This is a genomic window from Aminivibrio sp. (genome assembly GCF_016756745.1).
Taxonomy (GTDB): domain Bacteria; phylum Synergistota; class Synergistia; order Synergistales; family Aminobacteriaceae; genus Aminivibrio.
Genome location: NZ_JAESIH010000072.1, coordinates 20,329 through 39,368 on the forward strand (window position 1 = coordinate 20,329; position 19,040 = coordinate 39,368).

General features: G+C 61.5%; 10 protein-coding genes. 5 read left to right on the forward strand and 5 right to left on the reverse strand.

Translation table 11 applies throughout. The features are described 5' to 3' along the window. Window positions 1–8: 8 nt before the first annotated feature. Complete coding sequence (locus tag JMJ95_RS12425) at window positions 9–8,621, forward strand: hypothetical protein (RefSeq protein ID WP_290685830.1); 8,613 nt, start codon at window positions 9–11, stop codon at window positions 8,619–8,621. Window positions 8,622–9,182: 561 nt separating this feature from the next. On the opposite strand, the gene JMJ95_RS12430 is transcribed toward JMJ95_RS12425, so the two are convergent. Beyond that, window positions 9,183–10,202, reverse strand: coding sequence for a tetratricopeptide repeat protein (locus tag JMJ95_RS12430; RefSeq protein ID WP_290685833.1), 1,020 nt, complete (start codon window positions 10,200–10,202; stop codon window positions 9,183–9,185). Window positions 10,203–10,747: 545 nt separating this feature from the next. Here JMJ95_RS12430 and JMJ95_RS12435 point away from each other — a divergent pair. Beyond that, window positions 10,748–11,854 carry an aminotransferase class I/II-fold pyridoxal phosphate-dependent enzyme gene (locus JMJ95_RS12435; protein WP_290685836.1) on the forward strand — a complete coding sequence of 369 codons (1,107 nt, stop codon included), beginning with the start codon at window positions 10,748–10,750 and terminating at the stop codon, window positions 11,852–11,854. Window positions 11,855–11,928: 74 nt separating this feature from the next. Here JMJ95_RS12435 and JMJ95_RS12440 read toward each other — a convergent pair whose 3' ends face one another. The 4 genes from JMJ95_RS12440 to JMJ95_RS12455 all read right to left on the reverse strand — a co-directional run bounded on the left by JMJ95_RS12440 (window position 11,929) and on the right by JMJ95_RS12455 (window position 16,752). Next, window positions 11,929–13,797, reverse strand: a complete 1,869-nt coding sequence (locus tag JMJ95_RS12440; RefSeq protein ID WP_290685839.1) for an aldehyde ferredoxin oxidoreductase family protein — start codon at window positions 13,795–13,797, stop codon at window positions 11,929–11,931. Between the two features lie 13 nt (window positions 13,798–13,810). Beyond that, complete coding sequence (locus JMJ95_RS12445; RefSeq protein WP_290685842.1) at window positions 13,811–14,542, reverse strand: TIGR04076 family protein; 732 nt, start codon at window positions 14,540–14,542, stop codon at window positions 13,811–13,813. 36 nt (window positions 14,543–14,578) lie between these two features. Further along, window positions 14,579–16,003 carry a Na+/H+ antiporter NhaC family protein gene (locus tag JMJ95_RS12450; protein WP_290685845.1) on the reverse strand — a complete coding sequence of 475 codons (1,425 nt, stop codon included), beginning with the start codon at window positions 16,001–16,003 and terminating at the stop codon, window positions 14,579–14,581. 506 nt (window positions 16,004–16,509) lie between these two features. Further along, window positions 16,510–16,752 (reverse strand): hypothetical protein, encoded by a 243-nt coding sequence (locus JMJ95_RS12455; protein WP_290685847.1) that lies wholly within the window; start codon window positions 16,750–16,752, stop codon window positions 16,510–16,512. Between the two features lie 317 nt (window positions 16,753–17,069). Here JMJ95_RS12455 and JMJ95_RS12460 point away from each other — a divergent pair, with 317 nt between their 5' ends. Genes JMJ95_RS12460 through ybaK form a run of 3 tightly spaced genes read left to right on the forward strand, consistent with a single transcriptional unit; the run spans window position 17,070 to window position 19,017 of the window. Beyond that, window positions 17,070–17,699, forward strand: a complete 630-nt coding sequence (locus JMJ95_RS12460; RefSeq protein ID WP_290685850.1) for an ATP-binding cassette domain-containing protein — start codon at window positions 17,070–17,072, stop codon at window positions 17,697–17,699. Further along, window positions 17,696–18,541: an ABC transporter permease gene (locus JMJ95_RS12465; protein WP_290685853.1), complete on the forward strand. Its 846-nt coding sequence runs from the start codon at window positions 17,696–17,698 to the stop codon at window positions 18,539–18,541. Before JMJ95_RS12460 ends, JMJ95_RS12465 begins: the two co-directional genes overlap by 4 nt. Continuing rightward, on the forward strand, window positions 18,538–19,017 hold the full coding sequence (gene ybaK, locus JMJ95_RS12470) for a Cys-tRNA(Pro) deacylase (RefSeq protein ID WP_290685856.1): 480 nt from the start codon (window positions 18,538–18,540) through the stop codon (window positions 19,015–19,017). Before JMJ95_RS12465 ends, ybaK begins: the two co-directional genes overlap by 4 nt. Window positions 19,018–19,040 lie beyond the last annotated feature (23 nt).

Here is a 19,040-nt window from a genome sequence, read left to right on the forward strand (position 1 = left end):
GTGTTCCCTTGAAGCGATTCCTTTTTTCCGTCCTGGTACTTCTGGCAGTTCTTTCTCTCTGTTGTGCAGGATACGCCGCCCCTTCAGACCGGGAGAACAGCTACTGGCTGAAAATCAACCCTATCGGCAGGCCGCCGGCACAGCCTTCGGAGACCTACAATCTTCTCGAGTCGAGGCTCCGGAAAGTGCCGGCCGGCGACCTGGACGGCATGGATTTTTTCCGGTCTCTCGGCAGGGACGGCATGACCATGAGAGACGTGATGGCCTTCAAGGAGGAGTTCATCCGCCTTCGGGGCGAGGAGCTGCGGAAGACGGGAGCCCTCTCCCCGGTGGACGCCCTTCCCGGAGCCCTGGAGGCATGGGAGCGGGCCTTCGGGGAAGCGGAACGGTCCCTCATGGACGTGCGGCGGAAAGGGGTCGAGCGGGCCTTCGCCGAGGGGGTCCGACGGTACAGGGACGCCCATCCCGATTTTCCCTATCTCGTCCGCATGGACGCCGGGGCGTCGTCCGGAGAATCCTACCAGGAGCTCCGGTTCGAGGGGGACATCGACATCTCCACCCTGGCGGCCCAGGTGGAGAACGCCGCTGCCCTCAGGGATTTCATCGCCTCGGCCGTGCGGGACAGCTTCAACCTGGACATGACGGCTCTGGACGCCCTGGTGACCGCCCACCGGCAGGCCGCCCTCGACGTGTACATCACCCAGCCCGCCGCGGACTGGGCGGAGGCGGACTCTCTCAAAAGGGGACGGCTGCAGGAGATCGTGATTGAAAACGGTGAGGTGGGCTACCGGGATGTCACCGACCCGGTGGAGCGGGTCTTCATCTTCGCCAACCTGAAGAACAACATCCGGATGAGGGACGGCGCCCCGGACGAACTCGTCCGGCTCATGGACGAGCCTCCCGACAGGATGACCTCGGACATGGAGCCGGCAGTGAGCCTGGAGATGCTCCGCCATATGACCACCGACGCCCTGCAGGCACGGCTCGCCTACCACGAGAAGATCCTCAAGCTGGCGAAGTACGTGGACCGGAGCGCCGCCATCGCAAAAGGCCCCCTCGGCGATACGGCCCTGGCAGCCTGGGCCCGGCAGGTGACCCTGGTGAAGCAGAACAAGGGGCTGGACGGCGGGCAGAGGCTGAAGCGCATCCTGGAGATCAGCGAACCGCTCCTCGGGGATCCCCGGGACTTCGCCGGTCTCGACAGGGCGATCCTCTCCCTCGGGGAGCGAGCTTCCGCCCTGATCCGGGACAACGTGGCGAAGGGTATCGACGCCCGGCTGAAGCTCATCGACGATGCCCGGACCCCTGCGGAAAAGGACGGGGAACGGAGGAAGCTGCTCTCGGAGCTCGAGGAGACCTTCAGGGCCTACGTGGAGAAGGGGGTGGACTTCCCCCCGAAGGCCCACGAGACCATGATCGCCCTCGCCGACTCCCTGAAGGTGACGGTGCTCAACATCCCGGCGTCGGAGCTTGAACGGATGAAGCGCTACCTTGATCTGGCCGCCGAAAAGCCCGGCTCCCTCGACCTGGCTCTCGGTATGGCATGGAGCCTCTTCGAGGGAGCCTACTCTACCGCCGACGGGGCGATCGACGCCTTCAACAACTGGATTGACTACCTCGACAACCACACGGTGGCCCGTCTCCGGGCCATGAACCCGGAAGTGTTTCTTCCCGGCCCCGGGGGAAAGACCAGGGCGGTAACCATACCCATCGGCAGGATCAACGACCGGCTCAACGCCTCCATCCTGGGCGCTGTGGGGAACTCTCTCCCCTTCAAGGCCGTCAACCTGGGCCAGGAACTCTACGCCTACGTGAGCGGCTTCAGGGAGGGGAAGGACATGTCCGAATCGGTGTCCAACGTGGCGACCGAGCTCTTTCGCTCCCGGGTTCCCGGAGGCGATATTGTTGAAGCCGCGGTCATGGAGAATTACACCAGGGCGGCCATCGGCGTGGTCTATCTTCTCTTCCCCACCCTGGCCGTCCCCGAGGCCCTGTACGGCATGGGAACCGCCGCCGCCGAGTGGTATGTCGGCGCCTGGCAACAGTGGCAGTACGACGAAATGGTGGATGAACTGTACGACGGAACGGTCTTCGAGCCGACCCGGGAGGGGACATGGAAGGTGAAGTCAATAACGTACAGCCTTCCCGGCGGAGGATCGGTCACCGTGGGGCGGGACGAGGCCTTCACCCTGCCGGAACGGGTGCCGAAGATCTCCAACATCCTGGTGCCCCAGGTGAGAACCCACCCGTCCATCGCCATGTACCACGAACTCCTGGCGAAGAAGGAGCTCTCCGACGGGCAGAGCGGCATCCCCGCCTGGCCCCGGAGATACCTGAACCTCAGCCTGTACGGGGAGCGGATGTATGAGAAGTACGTCTCGGAGGTAAAAACGGTGACCCGGCAGTACTTCGCCGAAGTCATCGCCGAACTGGAAAAACGGAAGGCCTTCGACCAGGGAACGAACGAAAAGAAACTGCGGGAGATCGGAGAGGAACTGGGCTGCGGCGACTCCCTCCTCGAAAAGGTCGGAAGCGGACGGGAAGCCCAGGAGGCGGTTATCGCCCATTGGGAGGAGTGGCTGAAGGTCCATGCCGCCCTTATGGAGTTCCGGGAGCGGTGGAGCGCCTTTTTCATCCTGACGCGGAAGCCGTCCTGCTCTCCCGAATCGATACGGATCGTCCTCGAAGAGGACCGGAAGGATCTTGAGGAGGCGAAAAAGGCCCTCCGGGAGGCGGCCGTCGCCGTGGAGGAGATCGTCGGCCGATCCCGGGCCGATGAAAAGACCCTGCAGCCCGCCGTCCGGGCGAGGGCGGGGGCCCTGATCTATCCCTCGGGTAGCCCGGAGCGGCGCCGGATGATCGGCGAATACAGGGAGTATCTCGAATCCCTCCGCAGCAGGCAGACCCCTCCCGGGGTGCGGATTTCAGGTCCGGACACCGTGGGCGAGGGGATGGAAGAGGTTTTTACGGTTGTCCTCGACAGGGAGCTTCGGTCGGCCAGGTACGACTGGAAGTTCGCCTCCGGCGGCGACGGGGAGGTCCTTGAGGGGGGCACAACGTCCCGCATCCGGTGGGCTCCCTCTTCCCCGGGAAAGAAAGTCCTGGAAGTGCATGTCCTCGCCGATCTTCCCGGGGCCGACTGGGTGCGGGCCGTTCACCCGGTGACTGTCCTCTCCGCTGAGGAGACACCCCGTCCCGAAGTACGGCTGACCTGCCCCGTGAACTCCTTTTCGGCGGGGGAAGTAGTACCTCTCACGGCGGAGACGGAGGAGTTCGGCCTTGGAGGCGAGGGATTCGAATGGTACATCTGGTTCGCGGACGGGAGGCGGATCGCCTCTACGGCGGAAAGGACCATATCGTTCGACGGCGTGGGCTACGAAGGGCGGACCGTGGAAATCCGGGTGGAGGCCCGGACGAAGAGCCGTTTCGTCTCGGCGTCAGCCCTTTCCCTGGAGGTCCTGCCTCCCGGAGGAACCGGAGGAGATCTCCGGGTCCTGCTCGCGCCCGATATTACCGAGGTCGCGGCCGGAACACCCCTTCGCTTTTCGGGTACCGCCTTCCCGAGGAAGGGCGGCGGGACCCTGAAATACCAGTGGTCCGTCAACGGGGAATTTGCCGGGGACGGGGACGTCCTTCATTTCGACACGGCCCCCTGGGAGGGAAAGACAGTGGAAATCGTCTTCTACGCCGCCCAGGTCCTTGACGGGACGGTGCTCTTCGAGGGATCGGCGTCCCGGAAGATCTCGGTCGTGAAGGAGACCCCGCTGGCCGTGGCGCTGGAACCCCACCCGTCGAAGGTGGACGACACGGAAACGATCCGGCTCGCCGTGAAGGATCCCCGGGACGGCGTGGAGTACGAATGGCAGGAGTGGGACAGCGTCTCCCGAAGATGGAGTTCCGGAGCCGCCGTCGCGGGGAGACGGCTGGTGAAGTCCGCCAGGGGCCTGACTGGGCAGTCTTTCAGGTTCCGGGTGACCGCCCGGGACGGCAAGGGGCGGACCGCTTCCGCCGAGTCGGGGCTCATCGAGATCACGGAGCCTTCCTGGCCCGGTCCCGAAGAGGAGGAGCCAGTCCAGGACAAAGAGAAATCAGATCCTGACCCGGAAAAGAAGGACGATGAAAAGGCGGTCGTTCCCGGGGACGCCGGAGAAGGACCGGGAAAGGATGGAGCGGCTGAAAACGATGGAAAACTGAGGCTCGAACTTCCGGCGACGGTCATGGAGGGGGATATCGTGACGGTGAAGGCCCTGCTGCCTCCCGGCATGGCCGAACAGGCTGCCGACTCCTTCCGGTGGAGCAGCGACCCCAGCCAGGGACGACGGTCTTTCGTCATCCTCGGCGAGACCGTTGGGGGAACCGACGGCTTCGGCGGCGGCGGGGGAGAACGGACCGCCCGTCCCGAGACGGAGATCCAGTTCACCCCCCATCAGAACACCCGTGGCGTGAGGGGAAGTGTGGGCGTCACCGTCTACCGAAAACTGCGGGGGAACCAGAAGGGAGCCCCCATGGAATCTCTCGCCGAAGTGTACAGCCCCGTGGAGGTCATTCCCATGGGCTGTTCCGTGGCCGCCCCTGCCTCGTGGGCTGGAGGCCCCAACGAGGAGGGGGTGCTTCTCACCCTTGACGAGGACACGCCCCGGGGAAGCGTGCGGGGGGAGTTCCTCCTGCAGATCGGCACGTGGAGGGGGAGGACCCTCGAATCGGTGGAGAAGCAGGTGGTGACCAACAATCAGTACGGAACCTTGGAGAGGGTCACCGTGGACGGCTACGAGGGATACCTCGCCGCGACAGGCCCGTCGTATAGCATCAAACGAACCCCTGACGGCCGGTTCGTGACCGGTGGCCAGGTCGTGCTGAACGGCCTGGCGATCAAGGGAGAGGCGGCCCTCGACTTTCGCTCGGAGATCAAGTTCTTCCTCGCTGAAGAGAAGATTCCCGAGAGCGACCCCGAGACGGCCCGGTTCGCCCGGGAGCTCATGTCGCAGCTCCGGTCCATTCTGGCGAGCATCCGGGTGGTCCCTGACCCGAAGCGGACCACGGGACCGGCGGACGGGGCAGGGGAAGAGAAAAAGGACGTGGCCGTGACACTCCGCAGGGTGAGTCCTCCGGCGGGTCCCGTGACCGCCGGAACGCCCGTGGAATTCCTGGCGACGGCGGAGGGAGTGAAGAAAGGAGACGTGTTCTTCCGGTTCGAGCCGTCCACGGAGGTTTCCTTCTCCCCTCCGGAATCGGAGGCGGGACGTACGAATGCCGTCTTTTCCGAGCCCGGCACGGTGCGGATCTGGGCCGTAGCCCTGGACAGGGACGGCACCCTGGGAGAATCGGAACAGGTCGAAATAGAGGTGACGGGCCCTGACCTGACCATCACCGCCACGCCCCCGAAACCGAAGGTGGGGCAGGAGGTGCAGGTGAAGGCCGAGGCGAAGCCCGGACTGCCGGAAGGGGCCTCCGTCGTGTGGGCCCTGGAGGGAAACGCCTCCCGCAGCGGGGCGAGAGCCGCAGATTCTACGGAATACTCCTTCCTCCCCAGGGAGGCGGGACAATACGTCCTGAAAGCGGAGGCCAGAAGTCCGGGAGGGGAGACCCTGGCGGAGAAAACGCTGGCCGTGGAGGTGGCAGGGTACGACGTGGTCGTGACGATTCACGGTCCGGCGGGCCCTCGTCCGCAGGAATGGGTGCAGGGGCAGGGCCTCCGGACCGTGGAAAAGGACACCTTTTTCCGGGACGAGCACGTCCGGGTGAAGGCGGAGGTGAAGGACCCCGGTGCGCCGAAGGACCTCCGGTGGAAGTGGATCCCGGGGCCGGAGACGTCTCTTGCGTCGTCGGGCATCGGGCAGGAGGCGACCCTGTACGGCACCGCCGCCGGAACGGCATCCGCCCGGGTGGAAGTGCGGGATAAAGAAGACCTTCTTTTGGGAGCGGCTTCCGTTTCTTTCCCCGTGACGGAGCTGCCCCCCGAGTTGAAGGCTCCTCCCCTGAAGGGGGTTGTCAGGGCGGACCCGGAGCCCGGGACGGTGAACGGGAGGATCGCCCTCTCCGCCTCAGGGGAAGGAGGCACGCCCCCCTACACGTTCCGGTGGGGAGGCCCGGTCACGGGATCGGGGGATATCCTCACCTTCATTCCCGGCCGGCCGGGGACGTTCCGTTTTACCCTGCTGGTCCAGGATTCGGCCGGGCGGCAGGTCACGGTGAACCGGGATGTGGAGGTGAAGCCCTTCGCGGTCACCCTGTCCGGCCTTCCTCAAAGGGTGGTTCTCGGAGAGACGGTCTCCTGCCGGGTGGACTACCCCCTCTCGCCTCCGGGATCGAAGGTGAACCGGTCGCCGATGCCGCGGATCCGCCTCTCCGGCAGCCCGGAAGTGCGGTGGAACCCCGCGGAGGGAACGGGACCCGGATTCATCGGCAGGGCTGCCCGGACAGGCGTCGCGGACATCCGGGCCGAAGTGCGGGGGGCCGGAGGGGTGGTGCTCGGCGTCTCTGACCCGGTGCAGGTGACGGTGGACACGCCGGACCTTTCCCTGGTACTCCCGGAATACGTGACCCCGGGCGACAGTTTCCGGGTCTCCCTGGAACTCCCGCCAGGAGTGAACGCAGACGAAATCTTCGATTTTGACTGGAAGGCAGCCTTCCCCGCCAGCCGGCAGTACGGCCGGAACGGAGGAAGCGCCCTCGTCGGTCCCGTGAGCGGGCTCGACCCCGTCCCGGTGTCGGTCGCCGTCAGGGACAAGGGTGGAAAAACGGTGGCGGAGCTTTCGGGGTCCGTCCCCGTACGGCCCCTGGACATTACCGTCAGGGTTCAGGCCTTCTCGGAGAGAGGGCAGATCGTGCTGCCCGACGGCCGGGTGGACTATCCTCCCCGGGAGGAATGGATCGAAGGGCAGACGGCCGCATTCAAGGCCTTTGTCTCCCCCGCGAAAGCCGTGACCTGGGAATGGTCCGTGACGGGGCCCGGAAAGATCGGCCACGCGTCATGGGACACAGCCTCGGTGACTTTGAACGGAACGGGTTCCCTTGTCGTCACGGTCGTGGCGAAAGTGGGGGGGAAAGAAGCGGGCCGGGCGGAAGTGACCCTTCCTGTGACCGTGGCAAAGAGCAAAATCCAGGCGGCACGGGAGTACCAGGCCGGGCGGAACGAGTGGAACGCCGCCCGCCGCGACCGGGCGGTCACCCTGATGGAGAGGGCGGCTTCCCTGGATCCGGGCAACCCCGCCATCGAGAGGGAGCTTGCGCGGATGAAGGGCGAGGCGGAAAAGTCCAGGGCCGAAGATGCCCGGAAGCGGGCCGTTGAGGTCTGGAACCAGGCCGCGGAACTCCAGAAGAAGGAGAAATATGAGGAGGCCCTTGAAAAATACCGGGAGGGCTTGAAAATCGACGACGACAAAGCCGTCCGTGATCACGTGAAGAAGCTCGAGGGCTTCATTGCCGACCGGAAACGCAGGCAGGAGCAGGCCGCGGCCGATGCCCGGGCCAGGGCTGAGGCTGTCTGGCGGCAGGCGGCGGAGCTGCAGAAAGGGAAACAGTACGAAGAAGCCCTTGGGAAATACAGGGAAGGCCTCGCCATCTCCCCGGACCCGGTTGTGGAAGAGCACGTCCGGAAGCTGGAGGACTATATCGCCGGGATGAAGAGTGCGGCGGAAGCAAAGAAAACTGCAGCGGCACCTTCGTCCGGCGGAAGGAAGGACTCGGGGGCGGAAACGCCGGCGAAGAGTTCAGGAACCCCACCAGCCGATACGCAGCAGCATTGGGGAGGGTGGAAGAGCTTTACCCTCGCCGGAATCCGGTACGAAATCCCGGCAGGGGGCTTCCAGAGCGTGAAAAGCTCCTCGGGGAAGGAGAACGGGAAATATCCATTCTCCAATTACGATTATTACGTGAACGGCAAGCGGGTGGCCATTGTCCGCATCGGCACCCTGGCGCCGGGGCTCACCGACGGCAAAATCAAGGGGCTCTACACCGGGAAGACGGCCAACCGGATCTTCGATTCCCTCTCCGGCGAGGGAACTCTGACGCTCGGCGGCAGAAAGGCCTACTACCTTTTGGGCAGCGCCCCCGGAGTGACCCGGAAGTTCTACTTTGTCGCCGACGGTGCGGAGGGCGGGATGGGGGCCTACCTTCACGTGGTGGCCGGCAGTGGGAGCGGCTGGAAAAAGTACGCCCCCATGTTCGAGGAGATTGCCGGGAAGATGTCCTTTACGGCGGGAAAAACTCCTCCGTCGCAGGGCGGGGCGGACAAGGGGGCGGGGACGCTGCCCCCGGGCTGGAAATCAGTGACCATAGGGAACGTTACCTTCGGGATTCCGTCTTCATGGAACGGGAAGACAATGAAGGAACATGACGTGGAACAGCTTCACGTCTACTGGCAGGGAAGTTTCGACAACCCGGTTCACGGCGTCTCCGGAGGGGTGACCAGGAATTACGGGGAGGCGAAGAAGGATCTCCACGGGGCCCGGACGGTTTCCCTCGGAGGGACGAAGGTGCTCCGGGCGGACGAGGACGGAGCGGTGAACCTCCTCTTCCCGCCCATGGGCAGCAACAGGGGCGTGGCCCTCGTCCTCTTCCGCGGAAAGGGCGGAAAACAGGAAACCCTGGAGGCCATACTGAAGACGGTCACGGTGAAGTAGTCAGTCCGAAAAAAGACGAGGCAGGGCCCCCTGCGGGGCCCTGCTGGTTGAGGTAAGTATGGGAAACGGAATTTTCCCCTGTGTCGTCCTGATGAGCGGAGCGAAGAAGGATCTCGGGGTTGGTTCTGAGAGTCCATAAAGGCGAGATCCTTCCCTCGCCATGCCCGGGATGCTCCGCGATCGCTCCGCTTAATCTGTCGTCCTGATGAGCGGAGCGAAGAAGGACCTCGGGGTTGGTTCTGAGAGTCCATAAAGGCGAGATTCCTTCCCCTCGCCATGCCCGGGATGCTCCGCGATCGCTCCGCTTAATCTGTCGTCCTGATGAGCGGAGCGAAGAAGGATCTCGGGGTTGGTTCTGAGAGTCCATAAAGGCGAGATTCCTTCCCCTCGCCATGCCCGGGATGCTCCGCGATCACTCCGCTTAATCTGTCGTCCTGATGAGCGGAGCGAAGAAGGACCTCGGGGTTGGTTCTGAGAGTCCATGAAGGCGAGATCCTTCCCTCGCTATGCCCGGGATGCTCCGCGATCACTCCGCTCAGGATGACAGCAAAGGCAGCGGCGTTATTTCACGTTCCGGTACTTCATGTACTTCAGCGGGTTTATTTTATAGAGCTCCCTCTGGGCGTAGGCGAGGTTCTTCGCCGCCGCCTGCTCCAGGAGACTGATTCCCTTCCGCTCATCCTTCGGTATACCCCTGCCCTGGTAGTAGACCATGCCAAGATAGGCCATGCCGAGGGGAGATCCCTTGTCGGCGGCCTGCTTGTACCAGTAGAAGGCCTTCTCGCGGCTGAAGACCGCACCCTCGCCCCTTTCGTAAAGGACTCCCAGGTTCACCATGGCATCGATGAACCCGTTCTTTGCCGCCTCGTCGAACCAGTAGAAGGCTTTCATGGCGTCTTTGGGGCGCCCGAGCCCCTTGTAGTGGATGAGACCAAGGCGGAACTGGGAAAAAGCCCTGTTTTTCTGGGCGGCCTGTTCATACCACCGTGCGGCCTCCCCATAGTCAGGTTTTCCGAGGAAGTCTCCATAGTAGAGATGCCCGAGCTGCTCCGCGGCGGGGGCATACTTTTCCCGGGCCGCCTGGAGGAAGAAATCCCGGGCTTTTTTGAAGTCCTTCGGCGTTCCTTCGCCTTTTTTGTACATGATCCCCATGTTGTACTGGGCCACGACGTGGCCTTTCGCCGCCGCCCGGCCCCACCATTTGAGCGCTTCGGGGAAGCTCTGGGCCGCCCCGTTCTCTCCCTTGTACGCGTTCAGCCCCATGCGGTAGAGCTGATCCACGGTATAAGACGGTTCCTTGGGCTCCGCCTTTGGTTTCGGTTTTGGCTTGGGCTTCTGGGCCGGTTTGGGCGCCGGTTTCGGCTCAGGCTTTGGTTGAGGCGCCGGTTTTAACTCCTCCTCCGGTTTTTTTGGTTCCGGGGGCTCCTCTCCGAAGACGGGGGGCGGGGGCGGGGCGATCTCCTCTTCGTCTCCGGGAAGAGGAGGCGGGGTGAAGGCTGATGAGGGAAGGGCCGTGAAGAGCGCGACCCCGAGAAACAAAAGGAAGAGAATAAGCGCTCCGGTTCTACTGCGTTCGGTCATGGCGGAACCTCCGTTTTTATGCCCTCGGGCAGTCTTTGAAATAATGAAACGACAAAGAGCCCGTGAAGTCAACTGAAAAAAGGCGGAAAAAAGGCGGGCACGGCAACCCCGTAATTTTTTCCGTTGGATCTCAGGGAAAGTTTTTTTTACCTGAACGCCCGGAGGGAGGGAAAAATCCCGTATCCCGGAGATCAGGGGACACCTGGGATTGTTCCCCGTGCACCGGTCGTCGAAGGGCGGTTCGCTCAGCTCCGTCACTTCCTTTATCGACTTTGTACCGGCGTAGCTCAACTAGACGGCATTCTTCTTGAATTCTTCATCATATTTTCTACGAATGACGAACCTTTCCAAGGTCTTCCTTCCTGGCTGGAGCAAGACTTCCTCGGCTCTCTGTCCGATATTTTAACGTATCCCGGCGGGAGGCGGAGAAAAAGAAAAGATGACGGTCATTTTCCTTCCTTTCCCTTTCCACCGTGCCCTGAAGGCGGTTATAATGAGGCGGAACGACCGGTCCGTCCGGAATTTTTATAGAAGGCTGTGATTGAATGAAGGTGCGGGATTTTCTTCTGGAGCGCTACTTCGCCAGATACGAGTTTACGGTTCGCCATCTGCTGAGCCCCTCGGATTGCGAATCCCTCCGGGTGGAAGAGCTGCTTGAGGGAAGCGGCCCCGAAATTGCCTCGCTGTGGAAGGAGCTCCGCCTCACTTATACAGAATCGAGGGGACATCCCCTGCTCAGGGAGGAGATTGCCGCCGCCGCAGGCGTGACCGCCGGGGATACCCTGGTGCTTAACCCGGAGGAAGGTATCTTCCTCACCATGAACGCGCTGCTGGACGAGAACGACCATGTCATCGTCCTCAGCCCCGGGTACCAGTCGCTCTACGAAATTCCCAAGTCTCTCGGGTGCGAGGTCACCAGGTGGTATCTCAAGAAGGAGAACGGGGCGTGGACGCTCGATCTCCCCTTCCTGGAGGGGGCCGCGAAGGAGAATACACGGCTGATCGTCATCAATTTCCCCCACAACCCCACCGGCTTCCTCCCGACGAAGGACGAGCTGTCCGCAGTGGTGGATTTTGCCTCGAAAAAAGGCATCTTCCTTTTCTCCGACGAGATGTACCGCGGCCTGGAGCATGACCCGGAAAAGCGGCTGCCTTCCGTTCCTTCTCTGTACAGGAAAAGCGCGGCTCTCGGCGGCCTTTCCAAGACCTACGGCCTGCCGGGCCTGCGGATCGGGTGGATCACATCGAAGGACGGCTGGCTTCTCGACAGGGTGGCTTCACTGAAGGACTACACCACCATCTGCTCCTCCGCTCCCTCCGAAATACTGGCCATCGCGGCCCTTCGGAGACGGGAGGAGCTTGCGGCACGATGCAGGGCCATCGTGCAGAAAAATCTGCCCCTGGCAAGGGATTTTTTCACCGGCCGGAAGGACCGTTTTGAATGGTTCGAGCCCCAGGGTGGTTCCACGGCCTTCCCCAAGCTTCTCGGCACACAGTCCGTCCGGGATTTCAGCGAGCGCGTCGCGGAGGAGAAAAGCCTTATGGTGCTTCCCGATTTTGTCTTCGACGTGGACTGGAACCATTTCCGCATCGGCCTCGGAAGGGAGAGCTTTCCGGAAGCCCTGGAAGTTTTCCGGGAATGGATCGGCTGAAAAGTATGACCGCACCCCCCTTCAGATTAATCGAAATGCACCCCCAACGATGGTAAAAAACGGGGGTGCATCGATCATGAATCGGAATGATCTCTTTTTATCCCCAGCCTCTCCAGCGTTTCCGAAGTAGGCAGGCCTGTTTCCCTGTCCCATCCCCGGGCGTCGTAATATTCGTCCAGCATGGTGTCAAGCTCGACCACCGACCCGGAGGTGGGGTTGTTCCCCGGCATCGGCTCTTTGCGGAAGCGCTCCGGCAGGGTATCGTCGGCCCGGGATATTCCAAGCTCCTGGAGGTAGACCCGTTCCATGTTCACGATCCTTTCGGCGGCTGTCCTCAGGCCTTGGCTGTCGAAGTCAAGGCCCGACGCATCCCGCAGAAGGTCCGCGGATGATTCGAAATCGAGGATCTCCATGTTGACGATGGTGTTTTTGCAGGCGTTGAGGCAATCTGTGAGTGCGCACCGCTCTTCGAAATCCTTCACTACGCGGCCTTTCCCCCCGGTTTTCAGCCTGAACGCGGAGTCGGGATTTCCGTACCTTCGGAGGCCTTCCCCGGCATTCCCCGAGAACTCGAACCAAGGCTCGGACCTCAGGTGGTCTCCGCCGCGGCTTGCCACTGCGAGCCCCAGGGCGTAGGCTTTTATGCCCCTGGGGTCTGCCTGGAATATCTCGAGCCCCTTGACGTGCATGGCAAGCTCCTGCCCCCGCCCGAGCTTTTCGGCCGCACTGCGGACGCCGTCTGCGAGGAGATCGCCGAAGCCTTCCCTCCTGGAAATTTTGCCGATGAGTTCCATTGTGCTTTTCTCATTGCCCCAGGAGAGGTCGAGCCCGTCGGCTTCCGATGAGGTGAGCATCCCTCTCTGGAAGAGTTCCTGGGAGAAGGAGATGACCTCGGAAGTGGAGATGACGTCGAGCCCGAGCCTGTTGCACAGGTCACAGCAGCGGAGGGAAAAGGAGAGGCTTCCGCCCCCTATGCGGGAGGAGAACCCCGCAAGGCCTTCAAATTCAGGGCCTTCCCCCGATACGGTTCCGAAATCCCCGCTGATTCTGTAGACGCGGCTGCAGGGGATGGTGCAGGAAAAGCACCCTCGTGATTTTATCTTTGCCTGTGCCTCAAGGGCCTCACCGCTGACTGAATCGACATGTTCGAAGGTTCCCCGCTGGAAATGCCTGGTGGAGAGGCATCCCAGACCGTTGAGGGCCGATACCAGCTTGGTGGTGCCCAGGCGGCGCCGCACGGTGAATTCGTCATGGTCTTTTATGGCCTGTATGAAGCGCTCGATCTTCGCCTCGAAGGCCTCCGGCCGGGCGACTTTCACCCCGCCCCGTCCCCGGACGGCTATGGCCTTCAGGTTTTTGGAGGCCAGGACGCGCCCCATTCCCGTTCGTGCCGCCGCCCGCACTCCCGTGCAGAATATGCCCGAAAAAAGGACGCCGTTTTCCGATGCCGGGCCGATGGCCGCAACCTGGACCCTGCTGTCTCCCAGTTCTTTTTTTATGGCCGCCTGGGTCTGGATGGTATCCAGGCCCCTAAAGTGGGCCGCGTCCCGAAGTTCACCCCCGTCATCGGTGATGAGGAGATATGAGAGGGTCTCCGAGCGGCCGGTGAGGATGACCTGGTCGTACCCGGCAAACTTCAGTTCCGGCCCGAAATCTCCGCCGGTGTTCGAATCGCCGAGGATCCCGGTCTGAGGCGACCGTGCCGTAAAATTTACCCGTGCGGCTCCCGGAAAGGATGTGCCGTTGAGGGGGCCCACCCCGATGTAGAACCTGCTTTCCGGTGAGAGTGGATCGATATGCCTCCGGTCATCGGCGAAGAGACGGGCAACGTTCATCCCCCTTCCGCCGATGAACCGGAGAGCCGTGTCCTCTTCGAGGGGCTCTGTATGGAATGCCTTTTTTTGAAGATCCGCCACAAGTATTTTTCCGCAGTAGGCGTACATAGGGCTTCGCCTCCTAAAGATTTTCCAGGGGTACGGCCATAACCGCCCCCGTGGGGCATCGTTTTGCGCATGCCGGGGAGCCGCCGCACAAATCGCATACAAGGGGTTTGCCTTGAGGCTTCATCCGTATGGCACCGAAGGGGCATGCCTTTGCGCAGGCTCCGCAGGACACGCACTTTTCGCGGTCGAGTATCAGGTTCCCGGTTTCCCGGCCGCGGGAGAGCGCCCCGGCCGGACATGCCCGGACGCAGGGTGCTGTGCCGCACTGGTGGCAGACAATTGGTGTGTCGGAGCATGTTTCTTCGTCGGAGTGGATCCGTATCCTGGACAATTCAGGCGAATAGGTCCCTCCGTGGGCGGCGCTGCATGCCAGTTCGCATGCTCTGCACTTGGCGCATTTCGAAGGGTCCGTCACAAGGCGGACCTTTGGCCGGGCTTCTTCGGCAACTCCATGGGACTTGCAGTTATCAGCCTTTTCGCCGATGCGTTCCACCCTGTAGACGACCCCGCCGTTGGGGTCAGGGCAGACCAGCCGTGTCGTGCTCGGAATCCAGTCGTTGGGGTCATTTGTGGCGCGCTGTTTTGCCGGGAGGAAAGGCATGAGGCTCTGCAGCGCCCATATACAGATATGTCCTCCCTCGGGGAGTACCAGGGCGCTTCCCCGAAGCTCGAAATAATCACCCGGCTTCATGGGGAGATCACAAAACCCCGCAACCCTTTCCACCGTCACCCGCAGATCATACATGGCCGACTGTCCTCCTTTCTCCAAAAATCCGGCGGCTCATGCCGATTTTCCCGAGGGGGCCAGGTCGGCGCTGACTGCGGCAAATTCGCTGCGGTCCCTGCCCCAGCCCGTCAGGATGGAGAAGAGCATGACGGCAAGAAGGGCCCACCCGTGAAACATGTACGGGATGGTGGAAATGAGGCTGAAATTGACCGCCGCTCCAGAGCTCCCGGCGAACATGTATGCGAGCAGGGGGCCGAATCCGTAGGGGATGAGGCACATGGCGCCGGCCGAGACTGCGTCAAGAATATTGGCGCTTCTTTCAGGCGAGATGGAATTTTTCTGCACAAGCACCTTTTTGGCCAGGGGACCTGCCATGATGATGACGATGGTACTTGCGACGGTGAGAAGGTTCATGATTATGAGAAGAGCTGTTATCATCAATTCGGCGCTCCTGGGCGTCTTTGTGAAGCGCTCGGTTCTCTCCGTGACCATTTCGAGGAAACCGCCCCGCTCGAGCAGTCCGACAAGGCCCATGAGCAGGAACGCGAATACGGCGATATCCATCAGGCTGTTGATGCCGTCCGGAATAATACCGCCCACGGTGAACTGGTCCATGTTGATGACGAGAAGGGAAGCGGGAGAGAGAAGGCCTGAGACGATCCCCAGGAGGATGCCGAAGGCTCCGCTGAAGATAAGGGCGACGATCAGGTGCACCTCCCTGAACATGAGCGTTATGAGAAGCGCGGGAACGAGAAGCATGATCAGGCCGTCAGGGGACAGTTCCCCGGCGAAGGGGGTGTTGCCCTGGGCAGCTTCTCCGCCTCCGCCGAAGACCACGAACAGGACGCAGGATACTGCAGCGGCGATGAAGGCGTATTTCAGGCGTGTCTTGACGACCCTGGGCACATCGGCTCCCTGGGTATAGGCCGAAGCAATGGTCGTATCCGAAACGGGCGCGATATTGTCGCCGAAATAGGCGGCGCACACGATAGCGGCCACCATGACCGGAGGGTTGGCTCCGAGAGTCACGCCCACGGGGTAGAGAATGGGGCCGAGAGCAATAACCGTGCCGATGGCGGTTCCCGTAGCCGTTGAGAGAAGGCATCCGATCACAAACGTCACGAGGGGGAAATAAGCCCCTTTCAGCCCTACGGACAGGCTCAGCCAGATCAGGCCCTGGATCAGGCCGGTGGCTTTCAGGAGCTGTGCCGTAATGCCGGCAAGAAACCATGCCATGAGCATTATTGCCACCATTTCAGATGACATTCCGCTGATGATCGCCCTGGCACAGTCCGCCGGTTTTTTTGCCAGCAGGAGTGCTGTCAGGATCGAAAACAGCGTGGGCACCCAGAACGCCATGGGCAGGGCTTTGCCGCTCAGGGCAAGCCACATTATGCCGATAAAGAGTACCGCGAACGGCAGCGTCAATCCCAACAACCCACCCCGAAATTCGACTCTCTCATTGTTTTCACTTATCATGGCGAACACTTCCTCCTCGTATGATTAACTTGCGGTAGCAAAAAGTGAAGGAAAGCAGGTCACCGCATACACCTGTGTCCTGAGAACATGGGGCAATGGTTCCGTACAGGCAGGGGGCGCAGTCTTCCTCATGGAGGTATAGCCTCCTGAAAAAGAATTGCGTCTATGCTTTTCCCTCTCCTTACCTGCGCCTCCTCTCTGCTTAGAAAACATCCTGAAACCAATACAAAAAGGGGAGAGGCCTTTTTGGCCCCTCCCCGTTCGCTTACAATTTACCGGGCAGTTTCAAAAAATAAAGGGGCACTGAAGAGAATCCCTATTGGATTCGCCTCCAAGGCCCCTGCGGATTTATTTCGCTGGTTCAGGCTCTTGGCGGCAGACAGTGAAAGCCTGCCACCACCAGTTGCGTTGAGTTGTGTTTTGGTTCACCAGACGTGCCTCCATAAAAAAGTTACGGGGATTTTACCAGCCGGTTAACGATGTGTCAAATTTTTTCTTTCCACCTGTTACGAGACAGTGATAATGTCATACCTGAAACGGGACAGGGGAAGCAGCCCAACTTGCTTGTAGAGGTCGTTTATCGTAGAATCCTTCTCAAGATCTTCCGCGCTCTTCTTGCGGGGATCGGCGAACAGGTCCGACAATCCTTCGGTGACGGTCCTGTTCACCTTATGCGGAACGGTGTGGTGGATTTTATGCTTGGCTGCGATCCGACCGGGCGTTTCCTCTTCTCTGTGCATCTCAAGCACGACTTTTGCCTAGAATTCCGCTGAAAGGTTCCGACGCGCTCCCATGGTGTAGAGCGTAACCCTCTCGTTTTTTTGTTTTAATTTCGGGGTCCGCATTATATACATGCGCGGAGACAGGCCGGTGAAGGCATTTCGGTGAAGAATGCCGGACAGCCGTACGCGGGAAAACAGCACGTACGGTCGGACGCGGGGGAAAAGGCGGGCAGGGGCATGTCGGAAGAGCTTGACCCAAACGATGTGCGTCTTTTCTGTACTCTACATAATCACAATACTATTCCAGAATGCCTGGAATACAGGCGTGAAGGCTAGGTGGAGTCATGGAAGCGGTTCTTCGCACGTCATCCCTCGTCTTTCTGGACAGGATCGCCTATCCTGACGTGGAAGTGCGCACAGGGGAAATCATTTTTCTCCGGGGGCCCAGCGGGAGCGGGAAAAGCTCCTTTCTGCGGCTTCTGAACGGTACCGTTTCCCCTTCGAGCGGCACGGTGTTGTACCGGGGCAGGAATATCCTGGAGATCGATCCTCTCCTTCTCCGGAGGGAGGTCATCCTCGCCGGGCAGTCGGCGTATCTTTTTCCCGGCACGGTGAGGGAAAACTTTCTTCAGTACCACCAGTACAGGGATTCCGTTCCTCCTTACACCGAGTCCATGCAGGCGTGCCTTGATGCCTGCCGGGTTCCCTTTCCCCTTGACTCACCCTGCGACACTCTCTCCGGCGGCGAGAAGCAGCGGGTGTTTCTGGCCATAGCGCTGAGCTTCCGTCCGGCGGTGTTTTTGCTCGACGAACCCACCTCGGCCCTCGACGGGGCCACAGCGGAGGCGTTGATGGCCAACTTGACGGAGTACTGCAGGAACCACGGTGTCGCCGCCCTGGTCGTGAGCCACGACAGGCACCTGACGGAGAAATTTGCCGAACGGACCGTCGACCTGGGGGGTGCGGCATCATGAACGGCGCCGCAGCCATCGGCATCCGGCGGTTCCTCGTTATCTACCTCCTGTTGCTGGTGGTGCTGGCGATCATGAAGCGGAGCAGGATCAGCCAGACAAGGCTCCTGCTGATCGCAAGCGTTCGGATGACGGTGCAGCTCATTCTCGCCGGGTTCGTACTGACCTACATTTTCGAGAATCCCCACCCCCTGTTCACGACGGGGTACCTGGCCGCCATGATGGCCTTCGCCATCCACAGGGTGCTGTCAAAGAACCGGGACCTCAACCGGGGCTTCAAGCTTTCCATCGGATGTTCCCTTGCCTTTTCCGGCTTTGCGGTGCTGATGTACTTTATTCTTGCGGTGGTGAACCAGAGCCTCTTCAATCCCCAGTACGTGATTCCCCTGAGCGGCATGATCTTCGGGAATGCCATGACCGGCGTGAGCCTGGGGGTGAAGACCTTCCGGGAGAGCATCGCCGCCGGGAGGGAGCGCATGGAGGCCCTCCTCAACTTCGGGACCAGCCCGAAGAGCATTCTGCTGCCCTTCGTGAACCAGGCCCTGGAGACGGCAATTCTTCCCACGCTGAACTCCATGGTGGGCATGGGCATCGTCTCCCTCCCCGGGATGATGACGGGCCAGATCCTCTCTGGAACTCTTCCGACCACGGCCATTCTCTACCAGATCTCCATCATGGTGGCCATCTGCACCGTGGTCTGCCTGTCCGTCTTCGGTTCCCTTCATTTCGGGTACCGTACCCTCTACAACAGGCGGAGCCAGTTCTGCCTGAGGGGCGGCATCCTCACCGGGGCAGGGTGCGATGATGAAAAACCTGAATCCGGAACTGGGGAGGGAAAGAAATGACTCCGGGAATACTGGCGGCGAAAAAGGCCGGGGTGCCGTTCACGGTGCATGAATACGACCACGACCCTTCGGCGCCGTCCTTCGGCATGGAGGCGGCGGAGAAGCTCGGCGTGCCGCCCGAAAGGGTCTTCAAGACGCTGGTGGTGCGTCTTGACGGCAGGGAGCCGGCGGTGGCGGTGGTCCCGGTGAACTCCATGCTCAGCATGAAGGCCGTGGCCAAGGCAGCCGGGGCGAAGAAGGCCGAAATGGCCCCCCAGGCCGTCGTGGAGCGTTCCACCGGCTACGTTCTCGGCGGAGTGAGCCCTCTCGGCCAGAAAAAACGCCTCCGGACGTTCATCGACGTTTCGGCGCAAGGGTTTGAGACGATCTTCGTCAGTGCGGGAAAACGGGGACTGGATATGGAAATCGCCCCCGGCGACCTGCGGGCTGTGTGCGGAGCAACTTTTGCTCCCCTGCAGGACCGGAGCGGCGGATAAGGAAAACGAACGCAGCGTCCGGG